The sequence below is a fragment of the Trinickia sp. NRRL B-1857 genome (assembly GCF_050470685.1).
In the GTDB taxonomy this organism is placed as follows: Bacteria; Pseudomonadota; Gammaproteobacteria; order Burkholderiales; family Burkholderiaceae; genus Trinickia.
The window spans coordinates 282152-299244 of sequence record NZ_JBFLUK010000011.1 but is presented as its reverse complement, the minus strand read 5'-3'; the positions used below and the strand labels follow the sequence as shown (position 1 = coordinate 299244).

General features: G+C 61.5%; 18 protein-coding genes. 13 read left to right on the top strand and 5 right to left on the bottom strand.

Translation table 11 applies throughout. The features are described from left to right. Positions 1 to 7 precede the first annotated feature (7 nt). Complete coding sequence (locus AB1286_RS22475; RefSeq protein ID WP_430365458.1) at positions 8 to 415, bottom strand: arsenate reductase ArsC; 408 nt, start codon at positions 413 to 415, stop codon at positions 8 to 10. Then, positions 412 to 756: an ArsR/SmtB family transcription factor gene (locus tag AB1286_RS22470; RefSeq protein WP_430365457.1), complete on the bottom strand. Its 345-nt coding sequence runs from the start codon at positions 754 to 756 to the stop codon at positions 412 to 414. The genes AB1286_RS22475 and AB1286_RS22470 overlap by 4 nt, the downstream gene beginning before the upstream one ends. Before the next feature lie 221 nt (positions 757 to 977). On the opposite strand from AB1286_RS22470, the gene AB1286_RS22465 reads away from it, so the two are divergent. From AB1286_RS22465 to AB1286_RS22440, 6 genes are all read left to right on the top strand, one after another. Continuing rightward, positions 978 to 2222 (top strand): amidohydrolase family protein, encoded by a 1245-nt coding sequence (locus AB1286_RS22465; RefSeq protein WP_430365456.1) that lies wholly within the window; start codon positions 978 to 980, stop codon positions 2220 to 2222. 267 nt (positions 2223 to 2489) lie between these two features. Next, entirely contained in the window at positions 2490 to 2693 is a 204-nt protein-coding gene (locus tag AB1286_RS22460) for a cold-shock protein (protein WP_430365455.1), read from the top strand. 123 nt (positions 2694 to 2816) lie between these two features. Beyond that, on the top strand, positions 2817 to 3083 hold the full coding sequence (infA, locus tag AB1286_RS22455; RefSeq protein ID WP_430365454.1) for a translation initiation factor IF-1: 267 nt from the start codon (positions 2817 to 2819) through the stop codon (positions 3081 to 3083). A gap of 142 nt (positions 3084 to 3225) precedes the next feature. Then, complete coding sequence (locus AB1286_RS22450; RefSeq protein WP_430365453.1) at positions 3226 to 3537, top strand: DUF4148 domain-containing protein; 312 nt, start codon at positions 3226 to 3228, stop codon at positions 3535 to 3537. Positions 3538 to 3654: 117 nt separating this feature from the next. Further along, entirely contained in the window at positions 3655 to 4884 is a 1230-nt protein-coding gene (locus AB1286_RS22445; protein WP_430365452.1) for a hypothetical protein, read from the top strand. A gap of 105 nt (positions 4885 to 4989) precedes the next feature. Then, positions 4990 to 5538, top strand: a complete 549-nt coding sequence (locus tag AB1286_RS22440; RefSeq protein ID WP_430365451.1) for a GNAT family N-acetyltransferase — start codon at positions 4990 to 4992, stop codon at positions 5536 to 5538. A gap of 3 nt (positions 5539 to 5541) precedes the next feature. Here AB1286_RS22440 and AB1286_RS22435 read toward each other — a convergent pair whose 3' ends face one another. Further along, entirely contained in the window at positions 5542 to 6498 is a 957-nt protein-coding gene (locus AB1286_RS22435) for a nitrilase-related carbon-nitrogen hydrolase (protein ID WP_430365450.1), read from the bottom strand. A 93-nt stretch (positions 6499 to 6591) separates the two neighbouring features. Between AB1286_RS22435 and AB1286_RS22430 the strand changes: the two genes are divergently transcribed. Next, positions 6592 to 7485, top strand: a complete 894-nt coding sequence (locus AB1286_RS22430; protein WP_430365449.1) for a LysR family transcriptional regulator — start codon at positions 6592 to 6594, stop codon at positions 7483 to 7485. Positions 7486 to 7517: 32 nt separating this feature from the next. On the opposite strand, the gene AB1286_RS22425 is transcribed toward AB1286_RS22430, so the two are convergent. Then, positions 7518 to 7769 carry a GlsB/YeaQ/YmgE family stress response membrane protein gene (locus AB1286_RS22425; RefSeq protein WP_430365448.1) on the bottom strand — a complete coding sequence of 84 codons (252 nt, stop codon included), beginning with the start codon at positions 7767 to 7769 and terminating at the stop codon, positions 7518 to 7520. 294 nt (positions 7770 to 8063) lie between these two features. Between AB1286_RS22425 and AB1286_RS22420 the strand changes: the two genes are divergently transcribed. Together AB1286_RS22420 and AB1286_RS22415 are read left to right on the top strand one after the other, a co-directional pair. Continuing rightward, complete coding sequence (locus tag AB1286_RS22420) at positions 8064 to 8930, top strand: YihY/virulence factor BrkB family protein (RefSeq protein ID WP_430365447.1); 867 nt, start codon at positions 8064 to 8066, stop codon at positions 8928 to 8930. A 374-nt stretch (positions 8931 to 9304) separates the two neighbouring features. Continuing rightward, positions 9305 to 10468 carry a porin gene (locus AB1286_RS22415; protein ID WP_430365446.1) on the top strand — a complete coding sequence of 388 codons (1164 nt, stop codon included), beginning with the start codon at positions 9305 to 9307 and terminating at the stop codon, positions 10466 to 10468. A 188-nt stretch (positions 10469 to 10656) separates the two neighbouring features. Here the strand turns inward: AB1286_RS22415 and AB1286_RS22410 are convergent, their stop codons facing one another. Then, positions 10657 to 11265 (bottom strand): Fic family protein, encoded by a 609-nt coding sequence (locus AB1286_RS22410; protein WP_430365445.1) that lies wholly within the window; start codon positions 11263 to 11265, stop codon positions 10657 to 10659. Positions 11266 to 11712: 447 nt separating this feature from the next. Between AB1286_RS22410 and AB1286_RS22405 the strand changes: the two genes are divergently transcribed. The 4 genes from AB1286_RS22405 to AB1286_RS22390 all read left to right on the top strand — a co-directional run bounded on the left by AB1286_RS22405 (position 11713) and on the right by AB1286_RS22390 (position 17074). Then, positions 11713 to 13377, top strand: coding sequence for a phospholipase C (locus AB1286_RS22405; RefSeq protein ID WP_430365444.1), 1665 nt, complete (start codon positions 11713 to 11715; stop codon positions 13375 to 13377). 122 nt (positions 13378 to 13499) lie between these two features. Then, complete coding sequence (locus AB1286_RS22400) at positions 13500 to 14939, top strand: cytochrome-c peroxidase (RefSeq protein ID WP_430367282.1); 1440 nt, start codon at positions 13500 to 13502, stop codon at positions 14937 to 14939. A gap of 321 nt (positions 14940 to 15260) precedes the next feature. Then, positions 15261 to 16043 carry a cytochrome d ubiquinol oxidase subunit II gene (locus AB1286_RS22395; protein ID WP_430365443.1) on the top strand — a complete coding sequence of 261 codons (783 nt, stop codon included), beginning with the start codon at positions 15261 to 15263 and terminating at the stop codon, positions 16041 to 16043. Between the two features lie 92 nt (positions 16044 to 16135). Further along, positions 16136 to 17074 (top strand): LysR family transcriptional regulator, encoded by a 939-nt coding sequence (locus AB1286_RS22390; RefSeq protein ID WP_430365442.1) that lies wholly within the window; start codon positions 16136 to 16138, stop codon positions 17072 to 17074. The last annotated feature ends 19 nt before the right edge of the window (positions 17075 to 17093 follow it).

The following is a 17093-nucleotide window of genomic DNA, read 5'->3' as shown; positions in this document are numbered from 1 at the left end:
CAATACCTTATGAAAACAGGGCTTCGCGCACCGCCGGCACCAAACGGGCGCGGATATCGTTGCGCACGGCGATAAAGCTATCGAGGGGTTCGCCGTGCGGATCGTGGAAGCTCACGTGAATGCGCTTCACCGGCCCCGGGAAAATGGGACACGTTTCCTTGGCGTTGTCGCAGACGCTGACCACGAGGTCGATCGGTTCGTTTATCACCGCTTCGATCGTCTTCGGATAAAGACCGTCGGTGGGAAGGCCGGCCAATTCAAGCGCTCGGAGGGCCCCGTCGGCGACTTTCGGTTGAGGCGCGGTGCCGGCCGAAATAGCGCGCACACTGCCGGCGAGGTCATGGTTGAGAATGACTTCGCCCATTTGAGAGCGGCATGAATTGCCGGTACAAAGCACGAGGACTGTCTTGGTCATGATTCGGATTTCTCTCTTGGCTTCTTACAGGCCGATGGACTGATGGGCACGCATGGATTGCCGCCGCAGCAGTTCTCGGTCAGGAATGTCAGTAGCGCACCCATTTCCGTGTAATTCGCCGAATAGATCATGAACCGGCCACGCGGCACCGCCGCCACGAGCCCGGCATGCGTCAGCTCTTTCAAGTGAAACGACAACGAAGACGGGGCGATACTCAAACGCTCGGCGACCTGACCGGCAGGCAGCCCGTTCGGCCCAGCCTGCACGAGCAATCGAAAGACGGCGAGCCTCGACTCTTGCGCCAACGCGCTCAACGCGCGGACCACTTGGTTCGTTTCCATGTTTCAATAATAATCGAAATATAAAAAGAAGCCAATACGTCGACGAGCAACGATCGAGTCCCATCACAACGGCGCATGCCATCGAGTCATTTATCATACGTAAAGCGCACCCTAATTCCCGCGCTGTTCGGCGTCACGAAATCCGCCGACAATCGCGAACGAATGCGCCGTGGCATGCACGCGTGACGCCTTGCCCTTTATCAACCGACTCAGATTTTGCAATGACCATTACCTTGCTTGAAGGCGGTAACGTCCTCGATCTCGATCGTGGCACGCTGCTCGAACATCATCATGTCGTTATCGAGGGCGAGCGGATCCTGGAAATCACCGATCGCCCGGTCGATTTGCCGAACGCGCAAACGATCGACGTGCGAGGCAAGACCGTGATGCCCGGGTTGATCGATTGTCACGTGCATGTGCTGGCATCGAACGCCAACCTCGGCGCGAACGCTGCTCAGCCGAACATCCTGGCCGTCATTCGCGCGCTACCGATCCTCGATGCCATGCTCTCGCGCGGGTTCACCAGCGTGCGCGATGCGGGCGGCGCGGATTGGAGCCTCATGCACGCGATCGAAACGGGCCTCGTACCGGGGCCGCGTATTTTCCCCTCGGGCAAGGCGCTCTCGCAAACAGGCGGACATGGCGACTTCCGCCCGCGCAGCGATGTACTCGAACCGTGCTCGTGCTGTTTCCGCACAGGTGCGATCGCCCGCGTGGCGGATGGCGTCGACGCCGTGCGGCTCGCCGTCCGCGAAGAGATTCAAAAGGGCGCCACGCAAATCAAGATCATGGCATCGGGCGGGGTCGCGTCTCCAACCGATCCCATCGCCAACACGCAATACTCGGAAGACGAAATTCGTGCGATCGTCGATGAAGCTCAAGCCGCCAATACCTATGTGATGGCGCATGCCTACACGGGCCGGGCGATCGCGCGTGCCGTTCGTTGCGGCGTGCGGACGATCGAACACGGCAATCTCGTCGACGAACAGACGGCCCGCCTCATGCACGAGCTCGGCGCGTTCGTGGTGCCGACGCTCGTCACCTACGACGCGCTCGCGCAGCACGGCGCGCAGTTCGGGATGCTGCCGGCCTCGATCGCGAAAGTCGCGTCCGTGCAGCGCGCCGGCCGCGAATCGTTGGAGATCTATGCGAAGGCCGGCGTGAAGATGGGTTTCGGTTCCGATCTACTCGGCGACATGCACACGTTTCAATGCGGCGAATTCAGCATCCGCGCCGAGGTACTCGGCAACTTGGAGGCACTGCGTTCGGCCACGACGATCGCAGCGGAGATCGTCAATATGCAAGGACAGTTGGGGGTGGTGGCGGCAGGAGCCCTTGCCGATCTGCTCGTGCTCGACGGTAACCCGCTCGACGATATCGGCGTCGTCGGCAACGACGGCAAGCATGTGCGATACGTGCTGCAACGGGGAAAAATCGTCAAGACCCGTCAAACGACGGCGGACTGAACGGCCCGCGCCGCGGCGCTCGACAGCGGCCGGCGCCTCGCTCCCGAGCGAGGCGCCGGCTCTTGCCGCAGCGCCTCCCCAACGAAATGTCTTGACCGTGCCCACCATTACGCGTAAGGTCGATAGTTGAAGTCTTCAAGAAGCGCGATTGCTGTTCATCATTGACCGCGACCTGGCGGTATTCGTTGTCCTCTCCCTCCTTGATTTTCATTGTCGTGCCCCTTCGGGCGCGCGCATTCGCTCGTCTATTTTTTTCAAAGGATTTACATGGATACCGGTATCGTCAAATGGTTCAACGACAGCAAAGGTTTTGGCTTCATCTCGCCTGACAACGGCAAGGACGACCTGTTCGCCCACTTCTCCGAAATTCGCGCCGACGGCTTCCGCACGCTCGTCGAAGGTCAGCGCGTGAGCTTCGAAACGAAGCAAGGCCCGAAGGGTCTGCAAGCGGCCAACATCAAGCCGCTCTAATCGCCGTCCGTATTTCCCGTCATACGCGTCGGCAGGCCTTGTGGGTCGCCGACAACACTACGGCCGCGAGCCGTTGCCCTCGTTCGATACGAAGGCTCGGCCGCCATCACTGGGGATATCAATTTGGCAAAGGAAGAGTTGCTTGAACTAGACGGCGTCGTCGACGAAGTGCTGCCCGACAGCCGCTATCGCGTCACCCTCGAGAACGGGACCATCATCGCCGCCTATGCGGCCGGCCGATTGAAAAAGAACCATATCCGCATCTTGGCCGGCGACCGCGTACGACTGGAATTGTCGCTTTACGACCTGACCAAAGGTCGCATCAACTACCGGCACAAAGACGAACGCGCTGCGCCCAGTGCGGGACGCCCGCCGATGCGCCGGCGTTAAATCTGCCGTCCGTTGCGCCGTCCGCGCGCAACGACTCGCTTCAAACGATCGCCGGCACACCGGTTTCGGCTTGCGTCGCCGTCGACGCAAGCGGGCAAACTGTTTGCGTGAGAAACTCGAGTCCATCGCAAGGAGGCTCGAGATGAAATACCCCTCGCCCACATCGACGATTGTTTCCCTGTTCGCGCTATTGCTTGCCGGCTGCGTCGTCTCGGGCGCGCCACAGGCCGGTTATGCACCGCTTACCGCCCGTCAGTGCCGCGATCTGACGGCGCTCAAGAACGGAGCGCCGCTCACGCACGAGCGGAACTTGAGCGAATTGGCCGCACTCGAGGAAGCCGGGTACCAGCCGTCGTTATTCTTCGATCCGTACTATCCGGAAGATTTGCAAGCAGCGCAGCGCCGAGTGGATCGTTGGTACGAGACGCAGTGCCAAGGCACTCAGTCCGGTTGATGCGGCAGGCAATCGTTAGACATCAGATCGAACGCGGCGCGCTGCGAATGGCGGTAAGTACGGGCACGTTTAAAATAAACGCCCGCTTTCCGACCTGAATTACGCCAACGCACGCCCATGAAGTCGCAGAACAAACTTGCCTCGACGCGTCTAGCCGCCATCTCCACGATCGTATTCGCTGCTTTATTCGCGGCGAGCGCGTCGTCAGCGGCCGAGAGCACAGAAACCGAAGCACAACCGCAGCCCTCCCTCGATTGCAAATTGGAGACGGGGGCCTGCGCGCCGTGGAAGTATGTGGGGCAGACCACCTATGCGTTCGCAAATGAAGCGACTCGTACGCACGCCCACGACGCATTTCGGCTGTGGGCGGACGAGAAGCACGCCTTAGTCGCGGTCGACATGCGCTGGGACTTGACGCCCTTTATGTCGATGCCGCCGCGCGCGCCGGCTGGGAATCTGTTGTTTGAATGCGGTGACGGCGCGGCCAAATGCGAACTCATCAAAACGGACAGCCAGCAGCAGGTCTCGCATATCGTCGGCGGTCAGGGCGACGATAGGGTGGCGGAAGTCGAAACGTACAGCGCGGATAGCCTGAACTCATTCGATCCCAGCTATGCGCAGTCGAGCGACCGCGGTCGTACATGGTCGCCGATCAAGCTGCCGACGGCTTGCACGCGCAAGGCCACATGCACGTTCGCGTTTCCAGCCCCGCACCGATACGTACTACTCGTGACCGATATATCGGCTGATTCGTTCGACGCCTGGAGGACACGTGTTTTTCTATCGAAAGATAGCGCGCGTACATGGACGCCGCTCACGCAAGGCGAGGGTGTTGCCGCCTTTAGATGGAATGCGGCCGTTACACCGCGCACCGTCGACCTGGTGCAAGGCCGAGACAATGCCCCCAAGTCGATCACCGAAATCGACGATGACGGCCGAGCGACTACGGTATTGAGCAATGCCGAACAATTGCGGGGCCGCGTGGGCAGCCTGCTGGTCCGAGGCGACACGCTGTACGCGCTTCTCGACAGCGGCGCTTACCCGGCTTCGGGTGCACGCCTCTACGCGATCAAGAGCGGCGCCGCAACTCAAGTTTGGGCCGCAAACGACGACTCAGGTGGCGCATGGGCGACGCCCGAGTTGCTTGTCGTCGACACATGGAATCGGCAGGAATTCATCAAATCCGTAGGCGAATTCCGCAGAACGCTACATGTCAGCACCGACGACGGCGCGCACTGGCAGCGTTACGTCATACCGGACGAGTTCACGAACAGCGAAATCACCGTCGCGGGGCACCGCATTTGGGCCGTGTCGGGCCAAGGCGTCGCCTACTTTGACGCGCGTTGAGTGCGAGGTGAGGCGGTAGGCTCTAGTTGCCCGCACGCCTCTTCGACACACAAAAATGTCGGTATACACTGCGAGGCACCGATCACCTTGCAAGGTTGCATTGAGATGCCGATACCCGACGTGTCCACGTTGTCGACCGAACGCCTAACGCTGCGTCCGCTTCGAGCGGAGGACGCCAATCCGATGTTCTCGATGTATTCGGACGTAGAATTCATGCGCTACTGGTCGTTTCCCGTGATGAAGCGTTACGAACAGGCCGTCGATTATGTTGCGCGCCGCATGCAAGGCTCGGTGACGCAAATGGAGATTTTCTGGGCTATCGAGCTTACGGCGACGCGGGAGATGATCGGCACCTGCTGCCTGTTCGATGCCGACCCCGTGTCCAAGCACGCGGAAATCGGCTTCGGTTTGCATCGCGCCTTCTGGGGCCACGGCTACATGAGCGAAGCGGCGAGCGCCGCCGTCGATTGCGCGTTCGACGTGCTGCAATTGCATCGGCTAGAAGCGGAAATCGATCCGCGCAATACGGCCTCGGCACGCGTGCTCGAACGCTTGGGCTTCGTCAAGGAAGGGTTGCTACGCGAACGCTGGATCATCGACGACGAGATCTCGGACGGCGCCATTTACGGGCTGTTGCGGACCGACCGCCGGTAAGCGCTAGCGCGTCGGCCTTTTTCTGCCGACGACCGCGAAGCTGATCGCCACCGAACCGCGCGCGCACGCCTCGCGCTCCGGAGGCGACCAAGGCCGAGCGTCCCCATACGATTGCGTCTCCGACGCCATCAACGAAGCGTAGAGCTCCGGTTTGCGCGCGGCAAGCCAGCGACGAGCGTCGCTTTGCCGGGCAAGTTCGGGATCGATCGACGCCGTTGCCACGGGACAATCCGCGCTCGCGCCTCGCGCGATCACCGCGCCGCACGGGTCGGCAATGAGCGCGACTCCCGGTTTGCACGTCCCTCTCGCGTCGGCCCGGGCATCGCTTAGGACAGCGAACATTCCGTTGTCGCCGGCGCGTGCCGGCATCGCGCGGACAAACCAGTCGGGCTGGGGCGCAGCACCGCCCCCAACGTTGCTGCGATGCGGCGCCACGAGCAGGGTCGCCCCCTTGACCGCGGCCACTCGCGCGTTCTCCGGCATGTAGTTGTCCGCCCCGATCAAGATGCTCATCTTGATGCCCCAGGGCGTATCGAATACTTCGAACAATCCCCCGCTGCGCAAATGCGGGCTCTCCGTGGGGTACACCTTTCGATGGACGTGGCGCGCGCCGCCGGGCATACACACGACATAGCTGTTATAAAGCGCGCCGTCGTTCGCACGCTCGATCCAGCCGACGCCGGCCGCCACACCCGTCGCGTCGACAGCACGTCCGACAGCGGCAATCGAGGGCCCGTCAAGCGGCTCCGACAGCGCTTCGAGTTCGCCTCGACGAAGTCGTTCCACGCGGGCCGAGCCGACTAGGCTCATTTCGGGAAACACGGCCAAGCCCACGTGTTCGCGGGCAAGCTCGCCAAGCCGCTCGGCGATTCCGAGGAACGACGCTTTTTCCGCGGCTGCGGGCGACGAAGCAAAGGGCAGCGCGGCAACCCGAAGCGGGGCAACGGAAGCATTGGACATGGCGTACACGATCGGCGATGGAATACGGCTATTGGAGCGCTCGGCGATCAATTAGTAAAATGAATGCTTTTCCCCGTTCGATTCCACAAACGAATGGATCTCAAACTCCTCCGAGCCTACCTCGCCGTGGCCGAACTCGGGCATTTCGGCCGCGCCGCCGATGCCTTGCATACGAGCCAGCCGGCACTGAGCAAGCAAATCGTTGCGCTGGAAGCGAGCCTCGGCGCGCGGCTATTCGAACGCGGCAGGCATGGAGCTCAGTTGACGACCTTCGGTGCCGACTTCTTGCCGGACGCCGCGGCGCTCGTCCGCGATGCCGACGACATGCTGCTGCGCGCAAAGGAAGCGAGCGGCGGTAAGCGCGGCCGTCTGCGCGTAGGTCTGTGCCTGTCCGTGCTCACCATCGCCCCGCGCTTGATCGCCGACTTCCGGCGCCTGCATCCGAACGTGAACGTGACGCTGGTCGATCTCTCGTCGGCCGAGCAAACGCGCCGCTTGCTGGCCGGCACGCTCGACGTCGGCTTCATGCGCATGTCGAGCGGCGACGAACTCGCCACCGTGCCGATCATCGACGAATCGCTCGCACTGGCTATCCCGCAAGAGGCCAAAATCAAGCGGCTTCCCGCCGATTTGAACGTACTGAACGATATCGGCTTCGTCGCATTGACCCGTGCGCGCCAGGCCGGGACAGCCGATCAAGTCGATCGCTGGTGCGCCGAACGCGGCTTCACGCCACGCATCGTCCAAGAAGCACAGGATGTGCAATCGGTACTGGCCACGGTCGCGGCGGGTGTGGGCGTCGCATTCGTCCCTTCCCGCATGCGCTATTTGCTGCGCGATGCGACCGTGCTCACGCTGCAAGGCCCCCACGCGCGTTGGCGCGTCGGGCTCGCCTGGCAGGCGGGCCGCGACGACGTCGTCACCCAACGCTTCGTGGCGTTCGCGCGCGCGGCGCTTAAGCGCCAACGCGCCGCCGGGCCGGATTGACCGGGCAGTCGCGCCCGGCACGTGGCGGACCGCTACGATCGCTTGAACAAGCGTATGACGAACAGCAAGATCACCGCGCCGACGACGGCCGTAATGATCGAGCTGATCCACCCGCCGCCGATCGACAGATGAAGGACCCCGGCCAACCAACCGCCGATGAACGCCCCGACTATGCCGACGATGATATCGACGATGATGCCGAAGCCGCTGCCCTTGACGAGCAGACCCGCCAGCCATCCGGCGATGGCGCCGATGATGAGCCACGCGATGATGCCGTGTTGCATAGTTTCCCCCCGCTTCCGGTTATTGACGCGTTGCACGATTCGACTGCCTCGCCCCCGTCATGAATAAAAGGGGGACCATCGTGCACTCTAGTCGAGTTCGGCGTGATGCACCGGTAAATTTTTGTTAAACGTCGATCTGCCGGCGCGCGCTAGGGCGCGTCATGCCGACTCTTGGGACCCTCGCGACCATAAACAGGCATGCCGCCTGCAACCATCGTAAGCACCGGGGATACGAACGATCGGGGCAAAACGATGTCTTCCTTTTCGCTGAGTCGATTGCCGAGGGCCGCCCGCATGGAAGGGGCATGCGCCGTCGATGCGGTGCAGCACTTCGGCAACGACCGCTGCACGACGATGGCTGCCGGCATTGCGTTTTATTCGGCGTTTTCGCTGGCTCCGATGCTCGTCATGGTGATCGCCGTAGCGGGCTGGTTCTTCGGCACGAATGCCATACGCGGGCAGATCTTCCAGGACGCGCATTTGCTGATCGGAGACGAGGCGGCCGCCGCGATCCAAATGATCGTCGTCAACGCGCGCTCGCATAGCGGTTCGGGCGGCATGGCCGCGATCATCTCCTTCGCGGCACTGGCGCTCGGGGCTTCCGCGACATTCGCCTCGCTGAATACGGCCTTATCGGTGGTATGGCCGGCTAATGCCTCGAACCGAGTCTCGAGCGTGATCGCGCTCGTGAAGGTGAGGTTGATTTCCTTCGGTCTCGTACTCGGCGTCGCCTTTCTCGCGATCGTATCGCTCGTCCTCGATACCGTCGTCACCTATATCGGCGACTGGCTATTGGGCGGCACGCCGTTCGTCATAATCGGCAACGTCTTGCAACTGATACTCGGCGTGGTCGTACTGGCATTCGCGTTCGCCGCGCTTCTGAAGTTCTTGCCCGACGCGCGTGTGGCGTGGCACGACGCCTTGACGGGCGGAGTCGTCGCCGCATTGCTCTTCACCGCGGGCAAAAAGCTCTTTGCGCTGTATCTCGCGCACGCGGGACTCTCGAATGCATTCGGCGCCGCCGGATCGCTCGCCGTATTGCTGATGTGGTTGTACTTTTCCGCCGCCGTGCTGCTACTCGGTGCGGAATACGCAGCGGCGAGAGGGCGGCGTCACGGGCGAGTTCAATTACGCGGACAGACCGATAAGACTGACGATTAAGTTCGCATAGTGCGCCAATACATATTCGATCGACTTTGTCTAGTCGCGAGACTCGCGCTGCTATGGGGCATAGTGCCGCTTATATGTGCGCAACGCACCGATCGATATCGGCATGCCGCGTCGTAGCGCCCGCTGGGACCCCATACGGTGCGCGATGCTCACACGATGGGAAAACTTGCGCTATTGCGTCGCAATTTTGCACTTTTTCCAATTCAGTATTTCGTAGACAACAATAATCGCGTAGTCGTTTTTACGTGGTTGCGGACGGCCTGTTTCCTTTTGACGACACTACCTTTTTTTCCACTCTGCCTTTCAATGACGTTGCGCTATTCTCCTTTCCGCAACTTCTAATAATCGCTTCGCGTGGAGAAATGATGAAAAAAATCGCTCTGTCAACCCTCTCGCTTGCCCTGCTCGCCGCGACCGGTGCCGCGCACGCTCAATCCAGCGTGACGCTTTATGGCGTGATCGACGACTCGCTCACGTACGTGCACAACGCGCAAGGCAATAAGAATTTGTGGGCGTTGGGCAACAACAGCGGCGGCGACTTGGCCGGTACGCGTTGGGGCATCAAGGGACAAGAGGATCTGGGCGGCGGTTTGGCTGCGATCTTCCAATTGGAAAACGGCTTCAACCCGCAAAACGGTCAGCTCGGCCAAGGCAATCGTGAATTCGGCCGTCAAGCATTCGTCGGCCTGACGAGCCAAACGTACGGTACGTTGACGCTGGGCCGTCAGTACGACCCCGTGGTCGACATGGTTCAAGGCATCACGGCCGATAACTACTTCGGCAGCGTGTTCGCTACGCCGGGCGACGTCGACAACTACGACAACAGCGCTCGTACGAACAACGCAGTGAAGTACGTGACGGCGAACTACGCCGGCTTCCAAGCCGAGGCGATGTACGCATTCGGCGGCGTCGCGGGTTCGACGGAAAGCGGTCAAACGTGGTCGCTCGCAGCCGCGTACAACAACGGTCCGCTGGGCCTGGCCGCAGGTTACTACCATTCCGATAACTCGAACGCGCTGTCGACGACGACGGGTCTGCGCGCCGGTTGGGATGCGAATGCGACGTCGGGCAGCACGTTCAACAGCGCCATCAACAACGGCTACGCTTCGGCTAAGTCGATCGGCATCGCACGCGTGGCTGGCCAATACGCGGTCGGTCCGTTCACGATGGGTCTGAGCTACAGCAACGCGCAGTACAAGCCTGATGCGTTCTCGGGCTTCGGCTCGACCGAGAAGTACAACTCGGGCAGCGGCTTCTTCAACTACCAAGCAACGGCCGCGTTGTTGGTTGGCGTGGGCTACACGTACATGAAGTCGAGCGGCGATTCGTCGGCAACGTACCACCAAGCTTCGCTGGGCGCCGATTACTCGCTGTCCAAGCGCACCGACGTCTACCTCGTCGGCGGCTATCAGCACGCAAGCGGCCATACGGCCGGCGGCGCTGCGGCTACGGCATCGATCGGTTCGTACGGTTACGACGGCACGAACACGCAAGAGCTCGTCGCTCTGGGCCTGCGTCACAAGTTCTAACAAACTCGTTCGAGCAATCGACGAGAACAATACCTAGCAGTACGCTTTATCAAGCCAGCCGGAGTTGCTCCGGCTGGCTTTTTTCTTTGCGCTCGCGTCTTTCGCGAGGCGGGGAAGGTGCGACGCGCAAGTCACTCCTGCGCGCGCGCTCGATGATGGCGGCGCATCCCGCAGGCCCGCCCATCACCTTACGTAGCTTCGGGATGGCAATCGACAAGAAACCCCAGCATCTCCGTAGCATCGCGGTTCAGATAGAACCGAATCATCTTCTCGTTGAAAACCTGCGCCTTTGCCGCAGGGATGCTGATGGCATCGATGCCGTTCGACATCAGCACGCCGTTCATCATGAATCGCGACGTACGCTTGTTTCCGTCGAAGAAAAACCGTTGCAACGCGCCGAACAGGAAGAACGCGGTGCCTTTTTCGAAAGCGTCGGACACGTCGTCGTTCAATGCGTCGACGCCACGGCGAAACGCCTCGTCCAGATTTGTTCCACCGTTAACCGTAGGCAACGGCGTATAGCGCCCGTGTTCGCCCAAACCGACGTCGGGCGTGTAATGCCACTCGTCCCCCTCTCCTCTGAAATGCCCCCATTCCAGGGCCTCATTTCTGGCGACTAGTCGGTGCAAATGGACGAACGTAGCCTTATCCAGGCAGAACTGTCCGCTCTTCACTAGCTTGAGCAGCAGCTTGGAGCTCTCAACCAAGTTCAGAATCTGTTCCTGGTCGGAGATCCTACGGCCTCCCACGGTGATCCCGTCCAGCAACGTCTTGACCTCCGGGAAGGACGCTTGCATCCCATACGAACTCGGGAAGCATCTTGTGGAATCGAAAGCAGACTCGCTCGGCCGAATACCGCGGAATGTCGTTCGGAATAGCGGCACGATCCCACTGAAATCCTAACGCCTCGAAAAGCTTCATCACCCTCACCTTGCATGCATTCTCGGCGCTAAGCCGATGACGATGCACATCATACCGTTGCCGGTTACGCCCCATTTCGGCTACCTCCTCAGCATGATGCCTATTGCGCTCGACTAAGCGCGTTGAACGAATGAAATTGAAAGCTAACGAAATAGAGTCGAAAGCTATGTGTCGCGGACGCTTAACACTTGAATGGTCCAATGCGCCGTTCGTCCGAAAAATAACCATCGTCAACCGCGCTTTCGTTCGCTGTCATTCTCTCGGGATCGAATGACGAGGCTTGCAAGCGATACGCGGCGACGACAAACCAGGAGTTCGTCCCCATGTTTCGCCGTCAGCTTCTCCCCATTGCAGTGGCCGTTGCATCGCTGGCCGTGCTCGCCGCATGCGGCAGCAGCAACAACCCGGCCGCAACGCCGACCGCGTCGGTCAGCGTTCAAGACTCCGCGACGACTGCAACGCCCATCAAACACGTCGTGGTGATCTACGGGGAAAACGTCTCGTTCGACCACTACTTCGCGACTTACCCGAACGCGACGAACCCGGCCGGTGAACCGGCATTCGCGGCAGCGTCGGGCACGCCGACGGTCAGCGGCTTGAGCGGTACGCTCCTGACGGCCAACTTGAACTCGACGAACGCAGCGAACGGCGCGGGCGCATCGAATCCGTTCCGCCTCGACCGCACGCAAGCGGCGACGGCCGACCAAAACCACGCCTACACGGCCGAAGAACAAGCGTACGACAACGGCCTCATGGACCTCTTCCCGAAGTACACGGGTCGCGGAACAAGCGGCGGCGCCGGCGCATTCGGCACGACCGGCCAGGTCATGGGCTACTACGACGGCAACACGGTCACGGCACTGTGGAACTACGCGCAGAACTACGCGATGAGCGATAACGCGTACACGGACACGTACGGTCCGTCGACGCCGGGCGCACTCGAAGTCATCGCCGGCCAAACGAACGGCATGCAAATCGTGAAATCGTCGCGCAGCTCGTACTACACGGCCGACGGTCAAGGCGGCTTGACGATGATCAACGACGTCGACCCGGGCTTCGACACCTGCTCGAGCACGACCGACCAAGCGATGATGCTCGGCAAGAACATCGGCGATCTGCTGAACGCCAAGAGCATCACGTGGGGCGGCTTCATGGGCGGCTTCAATCTCGCGACGACGAACGGCAACGGCACGACGGGTTGCGCACGCAGCACGACGTCGACCGTCGTGAACGCCGCGACCGCCGATTACATCCCGCACCACAACTGGTTCCAGTACTACAAGACCACGTCGAACCCGACGCACGCACGTCCGACGTCGATGGCCGCGGTCGGCTTCACGAACGTGCCGAACAGCACGACGGTCGATCCGGCGAACCACCAGTACGACTCCGACGATTTCTTCGCCGCTGTCAGCGCGGGCAATTTCCCGTCGGTCAGCTTCGTGAAGGCGCCGGCGTATCAGGACGGCCACGCAGGCTACTCGGATCCGCTCGACGAGCAAGCGTTCGTCACGAAGGTCGTGAACTTCCTCGAACAGCAGCCCGATTGGCAAAACACGGCCGTGATCGTGGCCTGGGATGACTCGGACGGCTGGTACGACCACCAGTACGCAACGCCGACTTCGGCTTCGTTCTCGAGCGCGGACCAACTGAACGGGAACGGCATCTGCGGTACCGGCACGGCTCCGGCAGGCCTGAACGGTCAACCCGTGAACGGCCGCTGCGGCCCGGGCACGCGCATCCCGTTCGTCGTCATCTCGCCGTACGCCAAGAAGAACTATGTTGACCACACGGCGATTTCGCAAGCGTCCGTCGTCCGCTTCATCGAAGACAACTGGCTCGGCGGTCAACGCATCGGCGGCGGCTCGTTCGACGCCACGGCCGGCAGCATGATGAACATGTTCGATTTCACGAGCGCGCCGCGCACGACGCCGCTGTTCTTGGATCCGACGCTGGGTACGCAAGTAAGCACGGCTCCGAAGAGCTAACTTACGGCAACCAGCCTGTCGCCGGCGTGGCTCGAGCCACGCTAGCGCACCGATGACCCCACAGCCCGGCAACGGGCTGTGGCTTTTTGTCAGATAGCACTTCACGTTTCATCACCGACACGATGCAGCCGCTCGATTCCGCCTTGCCGAACACGCCCGCCGAACATGGCCACTCTTCCAGCCGCCGACACAAGCGCGTTCGCGCCGCCGCTTTCGGCCTCGCGATCGCCGCGGCACTCGCCTGTGCATGGGCGCTGGCCTACCCCGAGCGCACACCGGCCGCCGTCGGCGACATCGTGGAGCAATTGACGGGGGCCAACCCCCATCCCGTCCATCTTCAGCGCCCTGCGGTCGCGCCGCTGAGCGCCATGGCCCAACTGGGCAAGCAGATTTTCTTCGATCAGAGCCTGTCGGCGTCGGGCAAGCTCTCCTGCGCGTCGTGCCACAGCCCCGCAAACGCTTACGGTCCCGCGAATGCATTGCCGGTCCAATTCGGCGGACCGTCGATGACGCTGCAAGGCGATCGTCCGCCGCCTTCGTTGATGTACCTGAATCGACAGCCGAACTTCAGTATCGGTCCCGATACCGCCGATGCCGATACGGCAGCGAATTTCGCGCAGGAAGCGGCCGCCGCATCGGGCGTCGCACGTGCGCAGAAAACGGCTGGGGCGGCACCCGCGGCCCCCGCGATGGTGCCGCAAGGCGGCATGTTCTGGGACGGCCGCGCCGATACCTTGCAAGCGCAAGCGTTCGGACCGCTGATGAACCCGGTCGAGATGGCGAACAAGAGCGAGGCCGACGTCGCCGCCAAATTCGAACACGGCGCCTACCGTACCCAATTGCAGCAACTATTCGGGCCAAACATTTTCAACGATTCGCGCCTGTTGCTGTCGGAGGCGATGTTCGCCGTCGCACGGTACCAAGTGGAAGATCCGTCGTTCCACCCGTATTCGAGCAAATACGATTATTGGCTCGAAGGGCGCGCGCGTCTCACGCGAGCCGAGATACACGGCTTGCAGCTATTCAACGATCCGGCCAAGGCCAACTGCGCGGGGTGCCATCTGTCGAAGCCCTCCCGCGACGGCCTGCCGCCGATGTTTACCGACTATCAGTACGAAGCGCTCGGCGTGCCGCGCAACGGCGCGCTCGCGGTCAATCGCAATCCTGCGTTCTACGACATGGGCGTCTGCGGCCCCCATCGCACTGACCTTGCATCGCAAACGCAATACTGCGGCATGTTCCTCACGCCGACGCTGCGCAATGCCGCCACGCGCCACGCCTTCTTTCACAACGGCGTGTATCACTCCCTCGACGAAGTCATGAACTTTTATAACTTGCGCGAGGTGGCGCCGGACAAGATCTACCCGCACGATGCGCAAGGCCATACCCTGAAGTATGACGATCTGCCCGCGAAGTATCACGCCAACATCGATACGGCGGATGCGCCTTTCGATCGCAAAACGGGTGACGCTCCTGCGATGACGGATGCCGACATCAAGGACATCATCGCGTTCTTGCAAACGCTGACGGACGGCTACCAACCGAACGGCTCCACGCATTAAAGATTGGTTTCATCAGACTTGAACCCGCTAAGGGTTCAGTGAAAGGATATTGCAGACACCGTCTGCAATATCCTTCTCGCCCCTCTCCCTCGCATTCCCCCTCCCGGCAAGCCGTCGACCCGCGACGCGGCGCTCGTTACGCATACCCGTTACGAATGTAATGAGCGCGCGCCGAATCGCAATCGCTCGGCAACAGACGAGAACCAAACTCCGTCCAACGTCACTTGGGTTGCCGTCCGTCGTTTTCGGCGTCGACCTTATCGTGCGCATCATTGACCGCGGCGTGCTGCTCGGCGTCCGGCCGCTAATCGCGAAAACGTCATGCTTGTCTGGTTCTGGCTCGCCGAACTGGCCGTTGCCCTCGCCGCCTATGTCGCGGTCGACGGCATCGAACTCGGTATCGGCATTCTCAGCGGCTTTGCCGCAACGGCCTCATGGCGCGACCGGATGGTCGCCTCCATGGCGCCGGTAGAGGATCGTCATGGGACTTGGCTCGTGGTCGCGGGCACATTTCTATTCGGCGCTTTTCCCGCCATCTATTCGATCGCTTTTCCCGCGCTCTACGTCCCGCTCTCGGCCATGTTAGCCGGATTCATCATGCGCTTTGCGGCGTCCGAGTTGCGCCGCAAAGCGCACCCGGCTCGCCGGCTATGGGACCACGTGCTTTTCGCCGGCTCGCTGCTCGCCGCCTTCGCGCAGGGCGTGGCAATCGGTACCTGCGCCAAGGGTGTGCCTCTCGACCGCGTGCATTGCACGGGCAACGAGTTCGCGTGGGCCAGCGTCTTTCCGCTTTGGTCCGGAATCGGCGCGGTGCTCTGCTATGCCATGCTCGGCGCCGGCTGGCTGGCGCTCGATGGGGCGGCGGACCTGCACCGTTTCGGTTGCGAAATCCTCGACCGTCTCACGCCGCCGACGATCTGCGTTTTCGCGGCCATGTTCGTCACCGCGCTCATCACTCACCCCCTGATCGAAACACGCTCGCGGCTTCATCCCGCGCTCTTCGTACTGCCGGCACTGAGCGCCGGCCGGCGCGCGCGTCGAATCGGGCGAGGCCCATGCGCTCGACGAATTTCGTATCGACTCGACCGCATGGCGACGGCATGAGCCACATCGGATCGCCAGTGTGTCGGTGTAGGCCCACTCAAGCACAACGCATTTTGGATTTATAAAAACTGTCTATGAATACGTTGCAGAACATGCAGACTTTCGTCCAAGTCGTGGACTCGGGCAGTTTCACGGCCGCGGCAAACTCGCTCGATATGAGCGCGGCCTCGACGTCCAAGGCAGTGAGCGAGCTCGAACAGCATCTGCGCATTCGTCTACTCACCCGCTCCACGCGCCGCATTACCTTGACGGACGCCGGGCGTAACTACCTCGAGCACTGCCGAAAGATCGTGCGAGCGGTCGACGCGGCGCAGCAGGAGGTGTGCGAAGCAAGCAGCCGCGCAAACGGCCTACTGCGGATCCATAGTTTCGCAAGCCTCGGACAGCACTACATCGTTCCCGCGATTCATGCGTATCGCCGGCTGTACCCCGATGTACGGATCGAGCTGCAACTCTCGCAGACCTTGCCCGATCTGTTCGACGGCACCTGCGATACTTCGATCCTCGCCGTCTCCAGCCTGCGCGACTCCGAAATCGTCATGCATCGATTCGGTTCGACCTATAGCGTGCTCTGCGCGTCGCAAGCGTATCTGGACGCGCGCGGTACGCCCGCTCGTCCGAGCGACCTCATCGAGCATGACTGTCTGGCATTGAGCACGCCCACGTTTTCGCCGCGCGAGTGGACGCTCGAAAAAGCGGACGGTAGCCTCGCCGATCGCATCGCGATCAACAGCGTGTTCCGAATCAATATGGCCGAATCGCTGGTCGGCGCGATTCGCGCGGATATGGGTATCGGGCCGTTACCGGTCTATTCCGCTCTAGCGGGATTGCGCGCGGGCACGCTCGTGCGCGTGTTGCCCGAATACACGCTCGAAACCAAGAGTATCTGCGCACTCTTCCCGTCGCGCCGTTACCTCGACGCAAGAACGCGCACGTGGTCCGACTTCATGCGCGACTATCTGCCTTCCGCGCTCGCGCGCGATCAGGAAGCGCTCGCGAGCCTAATCGCCGAGCAGCAAGGATCCCGCTGAAGCGCGGCTCAATCGGCAA